We start from the raw sequence: 22,524 nt of genomic DNA on the forward strand, positions 1-22,524 counted from the left end.
CCTTTCAACTAAAGAGTCAATATCATTTTTAAAAAAAATACCAAAATAATGATTTTTATAATACTAATTACAATACTAACATAAAATGACAACACACTCAAAACTACCTACAAAAAACAAACTCAAACAGAGCTACTAACCGTTGAGACAGATACTTCAAAAAAACTCAACTGGGGCAAAGCATGCCTGCACATTTGTTTTATAGTCTTGATATTCACTGCAACAACATATTGATTTATAATGATATTTTACTGTTTTGCATGTTGAATGAGAACCCCAAATATCGTTAAGATTCTCTCATCTTAAATCTCTCTATCTTGAATCAATCAAAATCATTCTCTTGCAGGTCAAAAGCGGGGCTGGCGTGTGGGTAAAACTATAGAAGACAAGGACTAAAATGGCTCTTATAAACCGTCTTAGGTGCCAAGGGCTGTCGCAACATTGGGAGTTGGCAAAGTGAATGATGGTGCTGGCTTGCTCCTTCATAAGCGTAAAGATGGTGGTGCTCAATGGCAACGTTATACCATTCATGAGCGCTGTCGCGAAATGAGCTTGGGTGCAACACTGTTGTTGCTCTTCTCACTTTCTTCACTATTATGATAAAGAAGAATATTATATAAGCTGTATAAAAAGAATTAGCTTTATCTGGAAAAAGAATCAAATTCTTGTCGAAATACACAAAGCTATGCTAGCCTTTTATTATTTAAGATTTGAAAAGTATTCTAAAAATTCATGTGGGATAATGAACAACAGAAAAACGATCCGGGGCAAGACCCCGCGCTTGTAGTCAAGCGCTTGCGCCCTGCGCGCAGGCAAGTTTCTGTCCGTTGGCTCACAGGAACAGTTCTCACCGGAATCACTTCTTGCATTCTGATGGGTATTGCCCTTTTTACTGCCCTTGATGGACAGCAACGTTTGGTAACACCGCCGCAATGGTTTACGCTAGATAACCTTTCACAAATCCAAGACTCAGATGCCAACGGATATAAGAGTGATCGTATTTCTCCCACCCATGCACGACAAAGCTTTGATAGCAAACGCCAATTTGAATTATCAATCTTACAGAAAAAGGGCGATAAAAAAGTCATCCAAACCCAACGTTTTGAATGGATTCGCATGGCTTTAGCCGAAAATCGTCCCAAACAATATAGCTATCCTAAATTTGATTCTTTAAACATGTTTGCGACTGATTCGAAAATTCAAGCTGCAACACTACAAGATTCGGGACATATTTATGGAGCAAAAATAGAAACCAAATTAATCTTAAGCAACCGTGATTTTGTCATTGATCAAATAGACTTTGATGGTGCAGATAGCCTAACCGATGATGAAGCACAACAAGAATTAAAAAAAGCGGGATTCACTTTAGAAAAAAACAAAGAACTGCTCTCCATTCTCACCCTCATTGACCCTTTAAAATTAGAAGACTTGTCTTCTACCTCCCAATTTACAGAAAGCCCTGAGGTTCGCATTGTTCAAGAAAATGTGACCGTTTCTCCTCAAAGCCGCCGCATTGATCTCACAAAAAACTATGCTGAAGATATTTTTCCTATTCGTAAGAAACAAAAGATAGCCGATGCTTTTAAAGACAGCAATTATACAAAAGAACAAATTGAACGGGTCGTGAGCACTTTAACGAAATTGAACAATTCTGATATGTTAAAAGAGGGAAGTTTATTGCGCATTGGCATTGTGACACAAGCTGGAGAAGAAGATCATCTGGTAAGAGCAAGTATTTATCAAGGGAAATACCATATTCTCACCATTGCCCTTAATGATCAAGGGCAATTTGTTGAAAGTGCCGAACCCAGAATGTCCCAAGCACTGAGAACAGCTTTTCAAAATGGTATTCCCCATGCTTATGTCAGTAGCGCACAATTACCAACAGTTTATGATGCACTTTATACTGCTCTGCTCAGCCATAATGTCTCACAGTCTCTTTCAAAACATCTCATTCGTCTGCTTGCCACCAATATTGATATGAAAAGCCGCATAACACCAACCGATCAACTGGAAATATTTTATGCCGTCCCCCAACAAAGTGATACAGGAAAAAATAATGATGGCAAAAAGAATCAAAAAACCGTAGGAGTACCCACCAACACAGATCCCGAAATTCGTTATATCAGTGTTACCTTTGGCAATACAATCTATAAATATTACCGTTATCAATCAAAAGATGGCAGGGTCAATTATTATGATTCAGAGGGCAAAAGTTCCAAACCTTTCTTGCTACGCAAACCCACTCCCAATGGCGTTTTTGGTTCTCCCTTTGGACCACGCAGACACCCTATTTTAGGCTATGTGCGCATGCATACAGGTGTTGATTGGGTTGCCCCCAAAGGCTCACCCATTATTGCCGTAGGAGATGGTATTGTCACAAAAGTGGGTGTCACAGGTGGCTATGGAAACCATACAGAAATTCAACACAGCAATGGATATATCAGCAGCTATTCACACCAAAGCCGTTATGCACCAGACATCAAACCAGGTGTGAGAGTCCGTCAAGGACAAGTGATTGGCTATGTAGGTACAACAGGAATGGCAACCGGTCCCCATTGTCATTTTGAAATGATTGTCAATGGTGTAAAAGTTGATCCCATGCGAATCCGTATCCCTGAGGGTAAAGCTTTAACCAACCAAGATTTACAAGCTTTCCTAGAGGAAAAAAACAATATTGATTCTCTGTTAAGCAATCCACCTCCTTCATCAGGAGATGCTTCTTAAACCCACCTTTCAAAATGAACCCTTTTCTCAAGACATCTCCAGCTTAAAGGGTTTCCCCAACATAGATTGTCTTGATACCAAGGCCTATTGATTTATAATAATAATTTATTGTTTTGCATATGGAAAAAAAGACTTAAAGAGCGTAGGATTTTCTCATTTCAAATCTGTTTATATTGAATCAATCAAAACCATCCCCTTTTACATCACAAGAGGGGTGAGTGCATGAATAAAAACTATACAAGAAAGGAGTAAAAATGCCCCTTATGAACTGTCTCAGGTGCCAAAGGCTGTCACAACATTGAGGGCTAGCAAAGTGTACGATAAGGTCAGCTTGCTTCTTCACAAACGTAAAGATAGGAACTCAATGGATTTACCGTTACACCATAGCACCGTCGTGAAAATGTGCTTTGGAGTATTGAGAGAGGTCTCTTTAAAACAAACCCGTGAATTGGTAACCTCCTAGCGTTTGTTTTATAGCAATAACCCAAAATATCTCTCTCACATCTTGTTAAAGGGATACCCCGTAGAGAATTTGCAAAAAGCCAGGTACAAAAAAGATTTTTTCCTTAAATGCTTTCTCTCTCATCTTGAAAAGACCGCATGACCTCTTCTTAGCCCCTATTCATGACATTGCTGATGTTTTTCCAATCTTATCCACAATGAGAAATTTTAACCAGAGTCTTTGTTTTCCATAAGGCAACAACACAAAACAAAACTTTTAAAACAGAAAAATCAAAAAACAATTGCAAATCGCTAAAGAACAAAAGAAAGGGCTCAAAATAACGAAAATAACCAGAGAATTTTTAAAAACATATCAGATTTAAAAAATCGGAAATAAATACCATTTTTGGGCAATCTTAAATGATATAAATCGTACTATTTGAAGGGATAACGCCTCTGATGATATCATGACTGTCAAGTATTTTAGTAAGGTATTTTTGTTTTGGATAATGATTTTATGAAATACCAATATAGAACAATCACTGCGATTTTTTTTACCATTTTTCTTTGCATCAAACCTTCTTTTTCTCCTGCACAAAATCTTTCTATAAACGATGAAAAAAGACGAAATTTCATCAAACAATTACCGAAACCTAAACGCATTGCCTTTGATGATCGTTCAACCAATGTATACATTGTGAATGAACTTACCAATCCACCGACTTCTATGGTGTTAATTGACAAAGGTCTAGAGCGTGGAGAATGGAAAACCGGTGACTATTGGGGAAATACAGGTCCCTCAAAGACAATTGCAGCTGGCTTGTTCGGAGAAGCAGCAACAACATCGAATGCTTGGCTTTCAGGATCTGGGGGATGGGTTAAATATCGCGTACAAGATGATGGAACTCTTTTAAAATTTCGCTGGTACAACCCCTATAGTGGCGCCAACCAATATTCTGCAACCTCGAACAACAAAGAGTATTATTTTGAACGTAGAGAGGGTGTGGGTGATAACGCAAGAACAATTTGGTACGTAAAAAGAAAGACGCCCAAGAATTATAACATTGTCATAGCAGCTGATCCGCAACCGTGGCGTTTGGATTCTGGTGATCCTAATGCGAACAGCAACAGAGAACCATGGCTAAAGACAAATAGACAAGTTGCAACGGCACTAAAATCCCACGCCGCCTCATTTTATATCGTCAATGGTGATTTAACGGAGTTTGGCCGCCCGCAAACTTATCAAGACTATGCAGATGTTTATAAAAACATGGCTTATCCTGTCTATGAAGGACTAGGCAATCATGATTATGCCAATAATGTTCGTGATTGTACGATACCGATGTCAAATCTTTCAAAGGATGCCTGTGCGGTGAGCGCTGTGAAAAGAATGTTTAAAGAAATAAACAAATATAGCAGTTCTCTCCCTATGTTTCGTCAACACGTGACTTCTCGTTGGTCCGCTCGTTTTGAAAAAGCGCGTCACTTCATAACTGGAAGTTTAAGCTACTCATGGGATTATGGGGATATTCACTATGTGCAGCTTCACAATTATCCAACTTATACTGCATATTTATCTGATGGTCACACGACAGTCAGAATAACAAAAGCTCTAGGGTGGCTAAAAAAAGATTTAGCAGCTGCTGATAAAAGAGGAAAAGTGACTATTCTCAATTTTCACGATGCGCGTCCCTATTTTGGCGATCATGATTCACATTTTCTTCATCCCCAAAATGCAAAAAATCTCGCTGCCTTTAAATCACTCATGACTTCTCATAATGTCAAAGCCATCTTTGTAGGACATGAGCATTCTCGATTCTATTGCCGTGCACAAGATGATAAAGTTTTCGGAAATATTCCCCTCTACACAGCAGGAGCACTCTTTAGTGGAGACTACTATCTTGTCAATGTGCAAGGAAAAAACATTCACGTGAAAGCTTATAATGGAAAAACAGGCAAACCCGTTTTGCTTGAGGATTTAGGACGAAATGGAAATAAAAAGTCCCTTTCGAAAAGTTGTAGCAATTTATAAGGGTGTTTTTGTTTTTAACTTTAACCACAACAAGAAATCGTAAAGTCACCTTTATGGGTTAGACGGTGTATTTTTTGCACCACTTGCGTTGAGTTTTGGCAAAGGAATGACAATTTTTGTACCTCCCAAAGCAGAGCTTTCAAAGAGTGGTTTTTCACCAAATTGCATACAAAGCTGTTCCACAACCAAACGCCCAAGACCGGTCTTTTGCTCCGACGTTTGGTTCTTCATTCCCACCCCATCATCTTCGACAATAAGCATTAACTGTCCATTTGGCTCAGACCCAAATGAAATATAAATATGACCAGCACGATGATCAGGAAAAGCATGTTTTAAAGAATTTGTCAGCAATTCACCAAGAATAATTCCAAGGGTTGTGGCATCTCTTGAAGACAATCGACAATCTTTAAAATCCGTGTGAATAGTGATATTTTCGCGCAATTCAAAAGGAACGGCCAATTCGACATCATGCACCACGGAGCTAAGAAACTCTGCCAAGAGAGTTGTTTCCATATCATCACTCAAGCGCAAGCGCCGATGTGCAGTAGAAATTGTCTGGATACGGTCGCGTGCAGCCCCAAGCACAGAACGCACTTCTTCATTTTTGCTGCGATTTAATTGGAGCCCCAGCAAAGAAGATACTGTACCAAGAGAATTACCAATGCGGTGGCTTGCATCCTGTAAGAGCATTTCCACCCGTTGGCGTTCTTTTTCAGCATGATTGCGTGCGCTTTCCAATTCTTGTGTCCGCTCTTTGACTCGTGCTTCAAGAGCAGCATTTTCGCTATGAAGCAGCAATTGATACATTTTTAAAGAGCGTATATCACGACGAAAACGATTAATGACAAAATAAGCAGAAACAAAAGTACTCACGACAGAAACAATCGCAGCCAATGTGAGCGCAGCCCGCATAAATGCAATACCTTCGCGCTGTTTTTGCCGCACCACATCATCTCCATTAATAAAGCTTGTCATCAATTGGGCTAAACGTGCCACTTGAATCTTCTGACTTTCAGAAGCAGGCGCAGGTTGAGAAGATGAATCAGGAAGGGCATCAAGCGCATGCATATGAGCACTGAGAAAAGCTTTGCGCGCTTCGACTTCCTTTTTAAAAGCGCTAAACCATTCATACCACCGCGGATGTGCATAAACAATGAGCTCCGTATAATCGAGAATATCCTCAAGTTCGCGTGCTGCATTTTCAAAATGTGCTTTATCTTCTGCATTTCGGGTTTTTGCATAGCTACGGTCAGCAACAGCCATATCGATGAGGCCAATCAGCACCAAATCGGCCTGTTCGCGCAACTCTGAACTTGTATTCAACTGTGCAACTTCCCGATCAACGGCATTTGAGAGCAACATAATAAAGCTCGATGCCAAAAGAGCCATAACAAGAGAAACCACAATTGCCACCCAACGCCAGCTTGAGATGCTTGAATCAGCAGAAGGACTTTGAGGAAGCAGCTTTTTCTGATGTGTCATAGAATTTCCATAGGCAAACCTGAAAATCGTCATTTTTCAGCACAAAGGAAGGCACCTTCAGGAACATAACAACAAAAGCCCGCAAGAAAATTTCATACAGGCTTTTCTTATTTCTCTTAAAGAGATATGCCAAACACTTTGAATTTCCTCAGATACTGACTTTACTGTAATAGCTATAACGAGAATAAAAAAAACAAGGTTCTTAACCATAATTATTATACTTTTTTAGCCATTAAATGAACATAATGTGCTTCCAGCCGAATAAGAATCAGGTCCATAATCGGACTCACCATTGACCTTGAGCAGTTCCTGTAAGCGATTACGTGCTCTACTCACACGGCTTTTAATAGTCCCCACAGCACAGCCACAAATAGCAGCAGCATCTTCATAAGAAAAACCCGATGCACCAATAAGAATAATGGCTTCTCTTTGATCAGCAGAAAGCAGATTTAAGGCTTTTTTGAAATCTTGCAAATCAAGGGATCCATATTGCGCAGGATGAACAGCAACACTTTGGGTAAACACACCATCACTGTCTTGTACTTCTCTGCCTCTTTTACGCATTTGACTATAAAATTCATTGCGCAAAATGGTAAAAAGCCAAGCTTTAAGGTTTGTTCCCATTTCAAAACTATCTTGCTTGGCCCATGCCTTCATAAGGGTATCTTGGACCAAATCATCTGCTTTATCATGCTTTCCACTTAAAGAAAGTGCAAAAGCTCGTAAAGCTGGTAGAACCTGCAGGAGTTCCTGCTTAAAATTTTTCACGCACTTTGCCATAAAAGGTTCAAACCTTTTCCACATTGTTTAAACCAAATTGCTCTGCGCGCTCTAACCTGTCCAAAAGCTCCAACAAACGCCGTGGCAGTGCTTCTTCCTGGATTTCTAGATAAAATTGGCGTAATTTTCGTGCTATTTCACTATTGACCCCGAGAAGGTCATCTCCAAACATACAGTGATTGGTGATATTTTTTTCATCATGGTCGTTCATTTTTTCTCCCCCTAATCCATATAATATCAGTAGTACCGATAATATTTTTCGCCTTAAGGTTGTAAATATAGTGATCTATAAAAAGTTCCATACGGAGAGGGGAACTTTTTTATCTTTCAAAGATTTCAACCAACAAAGTGCTTCAAAGGTCATAAGGAGTTATAAATTATGTCATTATCCATGCGCATCGCACCACATCTTCCCTATCTTCGGCGTTTTGCCCGGTCTGTCACAGGCAGCCAATCCTCAGGTGATGCTTATGTTTCCGCGATGTTGGAAGCACTTATTGCGGATATTTCGATTTTTCCTCAAAAATCCAGTGACCGTATTAGTACCTATTGGCTTTTTTGCCACCTTTTTGACCAAACCACGCCGAATATCCCAGAACCGCTCCCACAATTTGGTCTTGAACAAAAAACCAGTGCCAAATTATCGTATTTGACCCCGCGTGCACGCCAAGCCTTTTTATTGATTGCTGTTGAGGGTTTTAATGAACAAGAAGCCAGTGAAATCATGTCTCTTGATGCGAAGGAATTCCGCAAGCTTCTTACCCAAGCTTCAACGGATATTTCCCAACAAATAGCCACAAAAGTCATGATTATTGAAGATGAGCCTCTTATTGCCATGGATATTGAACAAATGGTAGAAAGTCTTGGCCATCAGGTGATAGGCATAGCACGAACCCGTGATGAAGCTGTCATCATGTATCATAAGAAAAAACCGCGGTTGATTTTAGCTGATATTCAATTAGCCGATAACAGTTCAGGCATTGATGCGGTCAATGACATTTTACAAAATGACCGCATACCGGTGATCTTTATCACAGCTTTTCCTGAAAGACTCTTAACTGGCGAGCGTCCAGAGCCGACTTTTTTAGTGACCAAACCCTTTAATCCTGATATGGTAAAAGCACTTATTTCACAGGCTTTATTCTTTCAAGAGAATGCCTCCAAAGCGGCCTAGAACAGAGTAACATCTCCATTATGATCGTGATGCCTCTTCAAAAGCCACCGATGGATACATCCCATTTAAGCGCTCTGATGCAAGCAATCCGTGGTGCTGATATTTGTGTTTTATATCAGACCACCAATTTGGTCTACTTATGGGCAGAAAACTTGCCACAGCATTTGCATAATAAATGGCGTGTAGGCTGTCGAGACAGTGACTTTTTTTCACTTGATCTTGCTGATAATATGGAAACCATTAAATTGCAAGTTTTAGCGACTGGCAAAATGCAAAGCATTGAAGCACGGTTTGAGGATATGGCCAAACAAGCGATTTGGTATAAATTTTCTATTGATTGTCACCGCAATGATCATGGAGACATCATCGGCATTATCACCACGGGAGTTGATATTTCAGGCTTGCGCCGACGCGAACAAGTCTTAAAAATATTGCTTCGAGAAGTAAGCCACCGTTCCAAAAATCTTCTTGCCATCATTCAAAGCATTGCCAGCCAAACGGCACGCTATACGGAATCGCTACAGATTTTCTTACGCAAATTTCAAGGACGCCTGCATTCTCTTTCGCATTCTCAAGATCTGATCACCGATTCCGATTGGCGTGGAGCCCAATTTCGCGAATTGGTACAAACGCAGGCTCTTGGTTATTTCATGAAAGAGACCGAACGTTTTTCCCTTGAAGGGTTAGATCCTTATCTTTTTCCCAATGCCGCTTTACATATTGGTTTGGCTTTTCATGAGCTTATTGTCAATTCTCTTTCTTTTGGTGCCCTCTCACAAGAACAAGGCAATATCTGTGTACGCTGTGAAATCCAACCCAACACCGATGGAAAGATGCAACTTCTCATCACCTGGACGGAACATTTTGCAGCCAACACCGTTCTCTCTAGCGAACAAAAAGCCTGTTTTGGTAGTGCTGTCTTAGAAAAAATTGTTCCTGTCTCTGTCAATGGTTCGGCTTCTTTTCAATTAACGGAAGAAGGAATTGTTTATCGTTTGTCTGTTCCAGAAACTTACTTTGACATCTTTTCTTAAAAAAAGCAGTGCACCGGCCACAAAACGAAAAACAAAGAGTGGAGTGTGCCAAGAGTTGTTAAACTCTTCCTGTTCACCAAAAGACCTTAGCACCACACACTGTTAGGATACTAATCCCAAGGAACTCAAGTGGAACACGCAAGTGGAACACGCAAGTGGAACACGCAAGTGGAACACGCAAGTGGAACACGCAAGTGGAACACGCAAGTGGAACACGCAAGTGGAACACGCAAGTGGAACACGCAAGTGGAACACGCAAGTGGAACACGCAAGTGGAACACGCAAGTGGAACACGCAAGTGGAACACGCAAGCTCTAAAAACGTTTATTCATTGAAAGAGCCCTAAGGCTCACAAATAGAGCTCTATGCTGTCAACCTTTTATTGGAAAATATTTTATGAATAGCCTTGTTTTTATCCTCTTATTGGTTTCATGCACAGATGATTTTAATAGCTGTTATTCTAATAACACCATGGTCGAAGTCTATCCCACAGCGCAAGCATGTGAACAAGCCATGATCCCTTCAACAAAAAAATTTGCTTCTTATGGGCAACAAATCTTTGCCCAATGCACCAGCGTACAGGCCAACTTATATCAACAACAAGTACAACTCACCTGGTCTGTGACAAACCGAGGCAATTTTCTGCTTACAAGCCAAAATATACATGATAAGGTCTTCCAAAATCATAAAGCAGATATTTTCTCATCTTATCACCATTTCTAAGCTTTTCCGCTATAAACCTCTTGCACAAAAAAACTTAAAAGCATAAACCCATCAAGCTCTCAGAAACCAATCCGTGGAAAAGTACAGAATGATGGATAATCAAAACACTCAACCTTCACAAAACCAACAGGCAGAGCAATATGCATTGCCTCAAGACATCCCCTTAGATCCATCCGTAGAACGGGTGAGAAAAAAGCTCATGCGTTTAATGATTGTTTCCATTGCAATAACACTCATTCTTATGCTTGCTGTACTGTTTAGCGTTGTCTATAAAATTATAGCAACGGGATCATCTGCAAAACAAACAGAGCTCTTAACTTCTCACCACAAAAATAAAGAAATGATCCACCACACCCTCTCCTTACCCAAAAACACACAAATTCTGTCGCAAAGCCTCTCAGAACACAATATTTCCTTAAAGATCTTAACAGCAAATGGGCAGACAAAATTTATGATTTACAATTATCATAGTGGAGCACTTATCGCTGTTCTTTCTGTTGACACGGCAGAAGAAACATTGATCACCCCGCCCCATTAAAAAATGCCCCCACACCAAGCGCAAGCGCTTGCCTTCTGATTTATTAAGCATTTTTTTGTACGCTTGCCTCTCTCTCAAGCAAAGAGGCAACCCTCGCTGTTGAACTCTCTCCGGTCTGAAAAACTCGAGATATTACCTTTAAAAACAGAAAGGCAAGTTCAGAATAACAAAACTCAACGCCTACCGCTTCTCAAAAACACACCAACTTGTAAAAGGCCCCCCCTCACAAGCGCTTAAACAAAAACGTTCTTATTTAAATATTTTCTTCGCTGCAACATGTAACCACTCAGGTGGCGCCGCAATTTTCTCTGGACTTGCCTCTCTCACCGGCACAGCAACAACCAACAATGTACCTTTATTCTGAGAATGCTTGAAAAGTTGCTCTTTAAAATACAAAGGCACATTCAAAACATAAAAATTCAAAGCGTGCCGCTTCTTAAAAACACAACATATTAATTTGTCATCATAAATCATCGTTTTTCAATTTCAGTAATAATACCTAATAGCGTAACTTTCTCCTATCTGAAATTCTCTTATACTGAATCGATGAAAATCGCTTACTTGCACATTATAAACAGAGGTGTGATGTGGCCTAAAAGCACTAAAAAAAAGAAACAAAATGCCTTTTATGAACACTCTCAGATACCAAGAGCTGTTGGAAACATTGGGAAGCTGGCAAAGAGTATGATACTACCCTCTTATGTCTTTATAAGTGTAAGGATAGTAGTGCACAACGGCTTTACCGTTATACCATTCGCAGCATTCACAGGTAGCCCTCCGCGAAATAAGCTTGAGTGCATTGAGATACCTTTCTTTTCAAAAAGCACATGAACTAACAATATAATGGCATTCTGTCATGGCCTTTTATATGAGGAGCGTGATCCTCTTAAACACCCCAGTACTCGTGAGAGGACAGCACCCCTCACAAGCTTTTAAACAACAACTGTCTTATTCAGACATTTTCTTCGCTGCAACATGTAAGGATTCAGGCAATGCTGTGCTTTTCTCTGCACTTGCTTCTCTCGCAAACAAAGAAGGAAACCTCGTTGTAGAACTCTCTCTGCTCTGAGAAGCTTTAGATGTTGCCTTTTAAACATAAAGGCGTATTCAAAACACAAAAACTCAACGCCTACCGCTTCTCAAAAACACCCCAGCATTTATCAGAGAATAGGAGAACAGCACCCCTCACAAATGTTTAAACAGCAACTTTCTTATTCAAACATTTTCTTCTGCTGAAGATGTAACTACTCGGCGCCGCCGTGGTTTTCTCTGTATTTCTTGTTCTAACACAGGCAAAGAAGCCACCTTTTCGGTCGACGCATCTCCATTTTGAGAAGCTTCTGAGGTTACCCGTGACAGTTCAAAATGGGAGAGTTCAAGGGATGGTTCTTCTTGAGCATGCACAACACGCCGCCGTGAAGTACGCCGCGTTCTTTTGACAGGCTCACTATTGTTCTCTTCGTGGGAGCATTGCTCTTGGGGGCTTTTTTCATCCAACAAAGTGTTAACCTCTGAGGTCTCTTCACGCGCATGGCCATTTTGCACTTTATCGTGTTGATCATGCGCATTTTTCAACATTGTTTGTGATACGTCTGTGTCACAATTAACGGTGTCTTTGTCTTTTTTCTCAGCTTCAGCGTTTATTTCACCGCATTCTTGCTCACTATTCTCATCACGTCGAACATATTGTGTTTGTCCAACCGCTGCCAAAATAATACGCAAATAATGTTCAGCATGTTGTAGATAATTCTCCGACATAACACGATCGCCAGCACCCTGTGCATCACGCGCAAGACTTATGTACTTATCAGCAATTTGTTGAGCATTGCCGCGAATTTTAACATCCGGACCGCTACTTTCATAATTGCGAGACAAAGGGTTAGGGCCGCGACGATTATTATTGTTATTATTACTGTTATTATTATTGCGACCGCGTACCCGTCTATTTTGTTGTGGCCTCATTTTTATCCCTTTTTGGAGTGTGTGTGTCTTAATTGACTCTTCTTCATTGCATTATTTTTCGATAACGCTCATCATGTTTACAATACGGTTATCAGGCTATCCGCGTTTTATTTCACTCAAATGATACCTACTGATATTTGATAAAGCATATATTTTTTGAAAATCACAAAAACAGCAGGGAAACCATAAGCTTAAAATTCCCTCTTTCTCTGTTAACCAGCAGAAACCTAGTGATGTTCACATAAAATGCCAAGTGTTTTTTTCAAAATAGACCATATTTTACTAAAAAAATAACCATCTTGTGGAAAAACAAAAACAAGAATAAACATAAGGATACCTCTAGCAAACAGAAAAGCTCTGCCAGAGAACACTAAAACTCTCTTTTCTGCTCTAAAACCACCAATTCCTAAAACGCCGATATTGCCTGCCCCCTCGTGCATTCAACCCACAAGCATTCACATTTCCCTGAGTTACTGCGCGAACATGTTTATTTTATGAACATAGCCTTTCTTTTGCGCTAAAGCAACCCCTTTGTGAGCAATAATCCACGACCACTTCACAAAATCCGTTACTTTTTATAAATAGCTTAACATGAAGTATTATTCAAGTCCTCTGAACATGAACCGTTTAGTCTTGTTGCGAAAGAGTGCTCACTACTCTATAAATTTTGTTTATTTCCATGAAATATGTAAGGAAATCAGATCTCCCCTTTATGACAAATTGAGTATAAAAGCTAGTATAAATAATAAAGAGTATAAAAACATAAACTTATGAGAAAGAAACAGCTGACATGTCACGTCTCTCTGAAAATTCAGAATTGTCTCAAAAAACGACGAGATCCATAAATAAAAATGGCATAAGGAATTCTGCTATTTTTGTCATGCTTCCTCATCAGGAGACTTTTTTTGCCAAACGCGCACAACGTTTTGCGCATTTAGCCAACAATTTCAAGAATAAACAAGTCCCCCTTTTTTTTACGCATTTTTGTCATGCTCAACAACAGTCTATCGAATATTTTAAAGATTTTGCCATTCCCCTTAGTCGTTTTGCGGCTCCCACAACCCCTCCTCTTGATCGCTCAAAATTCTTAATGTTGGGCTTGTATGAAAGTATTGTTGGTGATTTTTTAAAACGCCTCTCACACTCAATAGTTCCCAACCAAGCCTTTTGGGCAACAAAAGCTGAAGCTTTAAACCGCACACAGCAGCAAAAAGACCAATGGCGCCTTTGGGGAGATAATCTGTTAAACCACAAACTTCCCCAACAACACTTAGCAGAACATCTTTTTATCACCGGTGCGCTGCAAATCATCTCTACTCTTGCCGCCTCACAACTAGAGAAGCACCAGCTAACCCCACAACAAAATAACCTCTGTCCTGCTTGCCAGGGAACCCATACCGCTACCCTTATTATTGAAGACACATCGCAAGAAACCATAAAACTTTGTTCTTGCCTTTATTGCGGAACCCTCTGGCAAATCCCACACGCCCAGTGTACCTTTTGTGGAGAAACACAAAACACTTCCATCCACACCAGCAAAAATATGCCCGACGGCATTTTACTGGAAACCTGTCAGACATGTGGCTCTTATTGCAAACAAATCAATCAGCAGAAAAAACCGACAGGCGATGTTTTTGCCGATGACATAAGCACCCCTCTAGCTGATTTTTTATGCAAAACGCCTTTTCATTTTAAGGATAAAAGCTTTAATCCGTTCTATCAAACTTATGTAAATATTATCATTTCTGATTAAATATACTGTTGATTTCCTGCTTCTTCGAGGCTGGTTTCACCAAAGTCACAGGACATTGGCCAGAGCCTTCCTCTCCACAGGCTAACACGGTGGAACTCATCGCTAAGTTTTTTAAATTAATCGCGGCATTAATGTCTCAAGCGTGGTGTGTACCACAATGAGAACATCTCCACTCACGTATGTTAAGAGGCAATTGTTCAATCTTACATCCGCAATGATGACAAATCTTACTACTTGCATACCAACGATCTGCAATAACAATCTTTCGACCATAGCGTGCCGCCTTATATTCCAATTGACAGCGAAACTCGAAAAAACTTTGATCTGCAAGGGCACGCGATAAATGCTGATTTTTCAGCAAACCTTTTACATGAAGATCTTCGAGACAAAATGTACCAAAGCGCTGAATTAAATCTGTTGTAACCTTATGCAAATTATCTGTTCTGATATTGCTTATCCGTGCAAGAAACTTAGTGAGTTTTTGTTTCTCCTTATGGTGGTTGCTCGAGCCTTTTTGCTTACGACTTAACCGCCGTGATAAGCGCCGTAAACGATTTAGCAAAGCTTTACAAGGTTTAACGCTTCCTATGGTTTCTCCTGTCGAAAGCGTTGCAAGTGTATTGATGCCCAAATCAAGACCAACAATAGCTTAGTTCTCGCTCAGTGACTCTTGAGATGATCTGTTTCAACGCTAGACTTACAAACCACCGATCCGCTTTACGACTAATGGTTGCTGATAAGATCTTTCCTTGAAATCGCAATTGTTCTCACAGACGAACCCAACCAAGTTTGGGAATTCTTATCTTGGAACCTCGCAACTGTATTTGATCATCGGTCAAAGTAAAATGATCGTGCACTCCTTTCTTTCTAAAGGTAGGATATCAGCTTCTTCCTGCAAAGAAATTCTTAAAAGCCACCCCCAAAAGCCACACCCAATTGAATAATTGCCATTTGTGGAGCATTTTTAGTAATTTCCATCATCCATGGAAATTGTTCTCGTTTTAGAGAATTGGATTGTCTACGTAGCGCATAGTCATTAGGCTTTGGTAAATTATTATCTTTCTTCCATGCTTCATATTGCTGCCGCCATTCCTTCCGTGCCCAATTATAAGCAAAGCGCGCGCAACCACTGGCTCAAGCCATGTAGCTTCATTGTTTATTGTTTAAGTCTAGAGCTATTTTGTGAGCAACAATCATTGCGATGCCTCTACAGCTTGACGAACATTCTCTAATAACCTTTGATTTTTTCTCGAACGACTTCCATAAAAACGAGCACTGAAGACAGTAATAATTTCTAAAACATCTTTGGCTAAATCTTCTTCAAAACTGCTTTCTTCTCCTTGATTGAGAATGACAACCTCAACTTGTTTGGCTTCACAAATGGCGAAAACCAATTCTGCACCAAAGCGCAATAAACGATCTTTATGTGTAATCACCAAACGACCTATTTCATTTTCAATGAGAACATCCAATAAACTTTTAAGACCTTTTTTACGATAATTCATCCCTGATTCTAAATCAGAAATGAGTTCATAAATCCAGCCTTGGCTTGCGCAATAAAGTTCAAGAACCTGTTTTTGTCGCTCTAAATTGTCTTTTTGATCATGGCTCGATACACAAGCATACGCAACGGTTTTCTTCGAGAAAGTTTTCTCGAACGAAAAAAATCAGGTCTCAACTTGGAAAGGTCATAACGGCGGTGACCTCCTGCAGTATGCTCAAAAATAATTTTGCCTTCACATTCCCAACGGCGTAGAGTACTGATCGAAACACCCAAAGCTTGAGCAGCCTTACCTGTCCCAACAAATCTATCCATAATGTATATTATTACACTGATATAAATAGATACAACTAAGCTGTTAAAGCCCTTTTCAGCAAAATACCAAAGGTAACTTGTTTGCTTAAAAAGCTGGGGTCCACACAATATCTAGGAAAACCCCACTTCCGACAGCCGCAAAGGAAAGCTGCCGGAAACGCATGGAGCGATGACAAAAGACTCAAACCACGGACCTTAACCACAGAGAGATATAAAAATATAAAGACCTTTCATCACCTAACGCGTACCACAATACATGCAAAACGCTTCTCTTTATCAATAATAATACGGCAGTTTTATGATGTAATTAAATTTTTCAAGCAAACAAGACACAAGCGAACATAACATCGACTTATAAGAATAATTTATTGTTTAACAGCTTAAATGGGAGAGCTTCAAAACAGAGAATTCTCTCATTTTATTAAATCTTTTTATATTGCATCAATCAAAACTATTGGCTTGCACCCCACAAACCGAATTGGTATGGGTTGAAAACCTTTATAATAAAGAGATAAAAGACCTCTTATGAAAACTCTCAAATGCCAAAAGCTAGAACAGCATAGGGAGCAAACAAAGCCTAGAAACATGCAGGCTTACATCTCAAGAACAGGAATGCTCTTCATACTCTCTCAACGAAAGCCAAAACAAGATGCTCTAACATCTCTTCTCTCTTGAGAATAAGACCCATAAAGTATTGAAATATATTTCGCTATTTATCTTTTCATCTTGAGGGTGCTGGAAGATATTTTTTAACGCATATTTTAACACATAGGCTAAGAAGAAAAATCTTATTGCATATCCAATTTATTGCCTGTCGCAATTTTATCCTCTATATTGGCACTTTAAGCGATCCTTTTAAAAAAATACAGCCCTGACAAAATGTGATATTTTTAAAAGCAAGAGAAAAAATTTCAAAGAAATAGCTCATGAGGCAGAAACAATAACAAGATTTTTGTCCATCAAGATATTACAGATATGAAAACAGTGATGACCATAGGCACAAAGAACTTTGATATTTTTTCATCAAATTTCCCATACTCTTCAATTTTCATGTAAAAAACGCGCCCCATATAAAAATTTAAAAGTGATTGCGTCCCTTGCCTTCTTTCTCTTCTTTTTCATTGAGCAAACAATCTCGTAAGAGAAAATAATTTCCATCTCCAGGGCGCACTATTGCCATACATTTTTTCTTTGTCGTATCAGAAAGTCTATCCCACATTTCACGAATAGCAAAATAGGCTTCACTTTCCAAGTTAAGACAATGCTGATAAACTTCCCTTTTCATTTCAGCCATAACTGAAGCAGCAATTTCCTTGCAATAAACACGGTGATCAAAGACTGGAATAGTCAATTCGGCAGGCGCTTGTTGTATTATTTGTTTATGGTCAGAAAAATAGCTGATGGTTTTTACCACGAGAAAACAAAGTACTATAACACAAAACAGCAGCATGAAAACAAAAGCGATCTTGCGATATAATCTTTTGAAATATGCTTTTCGTCTTGCACGGATTCTTTTTTCCATAAAGCCCCTACTCTTTAAACTCTGAAGTTTTTGACAGCAAACAATGATAGCAGCATCAAGACACAACATACATGCTACAACTACAAACGCTCAATCTTCTTATCTCTAAACATGCCTTTTTTCTGCATCATCAATGTTTTATTTTTATCGTTTGCAACTCTCATTAGAAACTTTTTCATCCGCTTTATGAAAAAGCTCTAGAGGCATTATCATAAGAGTTTATGGATGTAAAATTCTATCCAAGCAATATAACGGATTTTTCAATCGGGATAAATAAACACCCTCATTTTCCATGATCTCATCCCCATTTTTCAGAATACCACGACCACTCCACGTACGATGTGCTGTTTTGTTGAATTCATAAGACTAGAAAATTCACTCTACCTCCCCATTGCTCGAACTCTCCAACAAAAAACCAACAGCACATCTCTGATTTGCTATTTTTGGCAAGCTCCAGACAAAAATACGCCCGTTATACAAATATGCATCTTCTCACCAAGAATTCTCTCATGAAAACAAAACAGGGGATCTCAATGTTTACTATGGAACAGTTTAACATAATTAAGACATTACTATAGCATAGGAAAAGGGGGAAATTTATCTATTCTCCAGCCTCATAAACGCAAAAAACAAAAAAGATGCATGAAAACTGATTTTTGTCCTTCTACCTTTTACTTCAAGGAAAGCTTTGCGATGGAAAAAAATACTCTTGCAACATTGCCCCTCTTCTAGGCTGTAAAGCTTAAGACAGCATCATCCAAGTGAAAAAGCAAACGGAACAAGAAGCGAAGTCCACTGTTTCTTTTGATCTATATATGCCAATTTCTGGTAAAGATGTTACCACAAGCGAAAAGTTAAAAGGGAATGGACAGCCGCCTTTGTATGATAGAGTACAAATTGAAGAGCTGAGATATTTTCTCCACTCGCCCAATGAACATTGTCGTGATGAACAAGAAGCTAAAGATTACCTTGTTGATGAATACAGCGAATTGTTAAGCCTCATATTTTTCATTCACGTCTGTGGTTATACCGCAAAAGACATAGACGTTCATCGACGAAACTTTACTCTCAGTCCCATCCATCATGGCTTTAATAACCCAACCGCTCCCACCAGTAAACGCATCATGCACCCTCATGGTGTCACCAAGGATGAAGATTTAACAGATCCAAAACAATACAGTTTCACCCTTGATCTTATTGATCAAGCTATTGTGCAGGCTAAATGTGCATACCATAAAATCCGTTTGATAAAAATCAACAACAGAGAATTCTATGTTCTCTACCTCCATCCCACCCAAATGATCCAGTTAAGAAATAGCACTAATCCTGATATCTGGTAAAATATTCAAACTGCAAAGGAATGGATGCATCTTGACAAAAATTATTCTCTTCTTCAGGATTCATTTGGTATCTATCGTGATGTTATTTTGCGAGAATCTACATACGTAACCCAAGGGATTCATTCCACAGAAAACACAGCACTTGACCATGTGCGGCGTGCTGTTTTGCTAGGGCAGCAAAGTGTCATCATGGCTTTTGGAAGAAACTATACTTTCGAAAATTATACCATAAACAACTACGAAAATCCACCTGCCATGGCTCTTGAAACCATCTTTGGCATGAAAAATGCACAGTTTATAAGCCCTCATCGCTCTCAAGATAGTTTGGAGCCAAATATCCAAGACCTTGGCACACTTGTCATTCCAACCTATGCTGCTCACCAAGCTTTATAATTTTGAAAGTTCTTTAGAGACTTCTTTAAACAACGAGCACAATAAAGACATCACACTGCTTGGCTTTTTCTTAAGAACGCAAAAAGATAAAAAGCCCCGCTTCAAAAGCGGGGCTTTAACAATATCGGAGAAAACAATGGTAGCAATATTAAAGAAAGACAAGAAGCAACATATGACCGATAAAAATTGATAGAAAAGAGTTTTATCTAAAAGAAACTGTCATGAGCACTGGTTAGCTTGCTTGAAAAGAAGAAAAAATGAGAGCTGCTTTGAGCTCTCAAGCCTACCACAAGACTACGCCATCCATTTTTCATGATAACGAAGAAATGCTTTGTAAGCACTTTCCCTTACTTTGATCTATTTGAGCAATTCAGCCTAGCAACAAGCACTTTTAAACGAAATGAAGAATGCCAAAAGCTTCTGTCCTTCTTTTAGGGAAACAGGTACCAAGACAGCAAATTATGCATCGGTGAAAAACCGCTCTCTCCTCTTCTTAAAGCTTTACGCAAAGTATATAAGGATTTTTTACCACAAAGGCTCGACTTTAAAAACCGTAACAAGGACTTTATCGCGGACAAAAAGCGCCCCCCATTGAGACGATGCCCAATTTCCTGCGTACCAACAGGACTTTGATAGAGTTAACAGCAAAAATTTTCTATTGTTTTATGCTGCAAAATCCTCTGTTGAGATTTTTCGCATTAAAAAAACACTCAAAATACATAACGATATCCAGACGATATAGACGATATAATTGAGTTATCTTTTTTCTTTTTCGCAGTCTTGGCAAGTGAGACTGCCATTTTTTCTACCGTATTCCCAATAGACCCTTCTTCTTCACTTTTTTCCTATAACACTGATGCTATGCTTTGCACTCTCGACTTTAAAACTTTTCATATTATCTACCAAAGGTTTACGAGTAGAATTAAAATCTATGTCAGCAGTTATATCACTGCGGAAACTGGAGGCATTCATTCCTCCACTAACTTTAAGATTTGCATTGCTCATGAGATTGCTGGCGGAATTAGATAGTCTAAGCAGTTCACTCATATCAGAGCGTACACTGCTTATATTCTCACTTTTAGTATCTATCTTAACATCACTACCAGCAATAAGCTTTACACCTCTTATTGGAGCACTACTCACAGTACTGAAGTGATTAAAACTAATGTCACTACCAACATAAAGAGGAGCCTCCTCCATTATAAAACTTGCAGAAGTATGTAGATGAATTTCGCTATCCTCTTCATGAGGTTTATTGCTCACGACACTTATTTCACCATTGATTTTGCTACTCTCACTGCTGGCTTTATTTCCTCCACGACTCCCTTTGCTGCTTTGATCATTTTCTTTAACACTCTGTTGATGTTTAAGGGGGGTAAGATCTGTTTTTTGCCATTGTTTTTCTAAAATCTCCAAGCGCTGCGAGATTTGTGCCATATCTTCATGCATTTTCTTTAACAGTGCATTCAAAGGAGCGTGCCCCATTCTTCCACTCGCATAAAGCACCACACGAATATGTTCAGGATCATCAATATCAGCAATAGAAAATGGAAAAAGTGCCATTGCGTTCTCTCCTTCTCCTGAATTCTCACCGAGATTGGTAGACTTCAGTGCATTATTAGCAACAAATTTTTATACTGTGCACAGCCCCAAAGAAGTCACCCAAGGGGGAATCCCGCAAGGGATAATCCTAAGAGAGACCATTGCAAAACCTTAAAAAGCTTTGAGCAAAAAATCGTCTTAAGATAGTATTTTGCTTTTTCAGCCAAAATGATGGTCTGCCAATCTGACGCCTCATCCTCTCACATACAGTCCACTGGAATAAAGAACATTTTCTCCGCAAAACTGCTCTTCTATCCCCAACCCAACATAGAAATGCTTTTCCACAAAACCAATTCTTTGGAATTTACTCTCTACAATTCAGTCCCTAGAACGCACTCATAAAACAAACCAACAAAAACGAAGATCGGTAAAATGCCAACGCCAACAGTAAACGCTCCACAAGTGCTTCCATAGCGCTCTCTTAAATATTTTTCTTTGTGGTATTTCCACTTCATAACGATTTTCTCAGCATTCCTTCACGCATAAGCAAAGCGAAAACAAGCTCTTTGGAAACGAGCCAACTATACAACAAATCTACGTCCTCAATTCTCCAAGATCTTACGGCATCATTCACCCACCCTCTTCCACAAACCACTTTTCCGGTTCTTATATTATTCTGCAAGCCAATTTTGAGGCAACACCACCAGCTACTTTAGAACACACACGCCAGCCCCTACATCATCATAAAGCTGTCATAAATAAAAAGCCGCAGAAATCATGCTTTTACTTTTGCGAAAAGAAGCAGTCCATCGTTATTCTTGATTCATGTAAACCATAGCAAACATAAAAGAAAGACAGCAAATCTTTACATAGAATATCCCCCTACCAACAGGAGCAAAGATGCCTAAAAATGCCGCTTTTATGACATTCGCCTGAGCCAATTTTCTAGACAAAACAAATTCTTGCCTCCAAACACAAGGAGAGAAAAACTTACAAAAACCAACAGCGCCTTTGCCTTCTCTATGTCCAGAGTAAAAATGACCAACAGATCAAGAAGCACAACCAAACTCTGGAAAAATCACATTAATATCTCTCACTTCTTGTCACAACACATTGAACATCTCCAAGAGAAGCATAAAACACACCAAGGATGTCTTCTTTCCTGAAAGGCAAGCGCCAAACTTCATAAGAGCCAAGCCCAATTCCATCGTTTAAAAGTCTCACGCCGACTCTCTTGGCAATAGAAGCAACATATCAAAAGATAA

At 39.4% G+C, this 22,524-nt stretch carries 18 protein-coding genes and 3 pseudogenes; 10 read left to right on the top strand and 11 right to left on the bottom strand.

What is annotated here, in order from left to right; translation table 11 throughout:
- The first annotated feature begins 420 nt into the window (after nucleotides 1-420).
- The 3 genes from PVV69_RS06050 (at nucleotide 421) to PVV69_RS06060 (ending at nucleotide 5,200) form a co-directional block, all read left to right on the top strand.
- Nucleotides 421-600 carry a DUF4102 domain-containing protein gene (locus PVV69_RS06050; protein WP_273756835.1) on the top strand — a complete coding sequence of 60 codons (180 nt, stop codon included), beginning with the start codon at nucleotides 421-423 and terminating at the stop codon, nucleotides 598-600.
- A gap of 132 nt (nucleotides 601-732) precedes the next feature.
- Nucleotides 733-2,727 carry a M23 family metallopeptidase gene (locus PVV69_RS06055; protein ID WP_273756836.1) on the top strand — a complete coding sequence of 665 codons (1,995 nt, stop codon included), beginning with the start codon at nucleotides 733-735 and terminating at the stop codon, nucleotides 2,725-2,727.
- A 943-nt stretch (nucleotides 2,728-3,670) separates the two neighbouring features.
- Complete coding sequence (locus PVV69_RS06060; protein WP_404978374.1) at nucleotides 3,671-5,200, top strand: metallophosphoesterase; 1,530 nt, start codon at nucleotides 3,671-3,673, stop codon at nucleotides 5,198-5,200.
- Between the two features lie 51 nt (nucleotides 5,201-5,251).
- Here PVV69_RS06060 and PVV69_RS06065 read toward each other — a convergent pair whose 3' ends face one another.
- The 3 genes from PVV69_RS06065 to PVV69_RS06075 all read right to left on the bottom strand — a co-directional run bounded on the left by PVV69_RS06065 (nucleotide 5,252) and on the right by PVV69_RS06075 (nucleotide 7,673).
- On the bottom strand, nucleotides 5,252-6,682 hold the full coding sequence (locus PVV69_RS06065) for a sensor histidine kinase (protein ID WP_273756837.1): 1,431 nt from the start codon (nucleotides 6,680-6,682) through the stop codon (nucleotides 5,252-5,254).
- A gap of 225 nt (nucleotides 6,683-6,907) precedes the next feature.
- Nucleotides 6,908-7,462 carry an RNA polymerase sigma factor gene (locus PVV69_RS06070; protein WP_273756838.1) on the bottom strand — a complete coding sequence of 185 codons (555 nt, stop codon included), beginning with the start codon at nucleotides 7,460-7,462 and terminating at the stop codon, nucleotides 6,908-6,910.
- Nucleotides 7,463-7,469: 7 nt separating this feature from the next.
- Nucleotides 7,470-7,673 carry a NepR family anti-sigma factor gene (locus PVV69_RS06075; RefSeq protein ID WP_273756839.1) on the bottom strand — a complete coding sequence of 68 codons (204 nt, stop codon included), beginning with the start codon at nucleotides 7,671-7,673 and terminating at the stop codon, nucleotides 7,470-7,472.
- Between the two features lie 168 nt (nucleotides 7,674-7,841).
- Between PVV69_RS06075 and PVV69_RS06080 the strand changes: the two genes are divergently transcribed.
- The 5 genes and pseudogenes from PVV69_RS06080 (at nucleotide 7,842) to PVV69_RS06100 (ending at nucleotide 10,931) form a co-directional block, all read left to right on the top strand.
- Nucleotides 7,842-8,636, top strand: a complete 795-nt coding sequence (locus PVV69_RS06080) for a response regulator (protein ID WP_273721050.1) — start codon at nucleotides 7,842-7,844, stop codon at nucleotides 8,634-8,636.
- Nucleotides 8,637-8,656: 20 nt separating this feature from the next.
- Nucleotides 8,657-9,670 (top strand): PAS domain-containing sensor histidine kinase, encoded by a 1,014-nt coding sequence (locus tag PVV69_RS06085; protein WP_273756840.1) that lies wholly within the window; start codon nucleotides 8,657-8,659, stop codon nucleotides 9,668-9,670.
- 129 nt (nucleotides 9,671-9,799) lie between these two features.
- Nucleotides 9,800-9,988 carry a hypothetical protein gene (locus PVV69_RS06090; RefSeq protein WP_273756841.1) on the top strand — a complete coding sequence of 63 codons (189 nt, stop codon included), beginning with the start codon at nucleotides 9,800-9,802 and terminating at the stop codon, nucleotides 9,986-9,988.
- 78 nt (nucleotides 9,989-10,066) lie between these two features.
- Nucleotides 10,067-10,431, top strand: a pseudogene (locus PVV69_RS06095) (hypothetical protein).
- A gap of 50 nt (nucleotides 10,432-10,481) precedes the next feature.
- On the top strand, nucleotides 10,482-10,931 hold the full coding sequence (locus tag PVV69_RS06100; protein WP_273721053.1) for a hypothetical protein: 450 nt from the start codon (nucleotides 10,482-10,484) through the stop codon (nucleotides 10,929-10,931).
- 249 nt (nucleotides 10,932-11,180) lie between these two features.
- Here PVV69_RS06100 and PVV69_RS06105 read toward each other — a convergent pair whose 3' ends face one another.
- A complete protein-coding gene (locus PVV69_RS06105; protein ID WP_273756843.1) occupies nucleotides 11,181-11,354 on the bottom strand; it encodes a hypothetical protein in 174 nt (57 codons plus the stop codon).
- Nucleotides 11,355-12,146: 792 nt separating this feature from the next.
- Complete coding sequence (locus PVV69_RS06110; protein WP_273721054.1) at nucleotides 12,147-12,893, bottom strand: DUF4167 domain-containing protein; 747 nt, start codon at nucleotides 12,891-12,893, stop codon at nucleotides 12,147-12,149.
- 790 nt (nucleotides 12,894-13,683) lie between these two features.
- On the opposite strand from PVV69_RS06110, the gene PVV69_RS06115 reads away from it, so the two are divergent.
- A complete protein-coding gene (locus PVV69_RS06115) occupies nucleotides 13,684-14,646 on the top strand; it encodes a formate dehydrogenase accessory protein FdhE (protein ID WP_273756844.1) in 963 nt (320 codons plus the stop codon).
- Nucleotides 14,647-14,782: 136 nt separating this feature from the next.
- Here PVV69_RS06115 and PVV69_RS06120 read toward each other — a convergent pair whose 3' ends face one another.
- From PVV69_RS06120 to PVV69_RS06130, 3 genes and pseudogenes are all read right to left on the bottom strand, one after another.
- Nucleotides 14,783-15,277: an RNA-guided endonuclease TnpB family protein gene (locus PVV69_RS06120; RefSeq protein ID WP_273756845.1), complete on the bottom strand. Its 495-nt coding sequence runs from the start codon at nucleotides 15,275-15,277 to the stop codon at nucleotides 14,783-14,785.
- Nucleotides 15,278-15,839: 562 nt separating this feature from the next.
- A pseudogene (locus PVV69_RS06125) lies at nucleotides 15,840-16,462 on the bottom strand (IS607 family transposase).
- A 1,078-nt stretch (nucleotides 16,463-17,540) separates the two neighbouring features.
- Nucleotides 17,541-17,984 carry a hypothetical protein gene (locus PVV69_RS06130; RefSeq protein ID WP_273756846.1) on the bottom strand — a complete coding sequence of 148 codons (444 nt, stop codon included), beginning with the start codon at nucleotides 17,982-17,984 and terminating at the stop codon, nucleotides 17,541-17,543.
- A 761-nt stretch (nucleotides 17,985-18,745) separates the two neighbouring features.
- Between PVV69_RS06130 and PVV69_RS06135 the strand changes: the two are divergent.
- Nucleotides 18,746-19,717 (top strand): annotated as a pseudogene (locus tag PVV69_RS06135) (DUF4043 family protein).
- A gap of 834 nt (nucleotides 19,718-20,551) precedes the next feature.
- On the opposite strand, the gene PVV69_RS06140 reads toward PVV69_RS06135, so the two are convergent.
- The 3 genes from PVV69_RS06140 to PVV69_RS06150 form a co-directional block, all read right to left on the bottom strand.
- Nucleotides 20,552-21,280, bottom strand: a complete 729-nt coding sequence (locus PVV69_RS06140; protein WP_273756847.1) for a hypothetical protein — start codon at nucleotides 21,278-21,280, stop codon at nucleotides 20,552-20,554.
- Nucleotides 21,281-21,630: 350 nt separating this feature from the next.
- The gene (locus tag PVV69_RS06145; RefSeq protein ID WP_273756848.1) at nucleotides 21,631-21,774 is read right to left on the bottom strand and encodes a hypothetical protein; all 144 of its coding nucleotides are present in this window, start codon (nucleotides 21,772-21,774) and stop codon (nucleotides 21,631-21,633) included.
- 568 nt (nucleotides 21,775-22,342) lie between these two features.
- Nucleotides 22,343-22,483 carry a hypothetical protein gene (locus PVV69_RS06150; RefSeq protein WP_273756850.1) on the bottom strand — a complete coding sequence of 47 codons (141 nt, stop codon included), beginning with the start codon at nucleotides 22,481-22,483 and terminating at the stop codon, nucleotides 22,343-22,345.
- Nucleotides 22,484-22,524 lie beyond the last annotated feature (41 nt).

This window comes from Bartonella sp. MM73XJBT, assembly GCF_028618465.1.
GTDB lineage: Bacteria > Pseudomonadota > Alphaproteobacteria > Rhizobiales > Rhizobiaceae > Bartonella.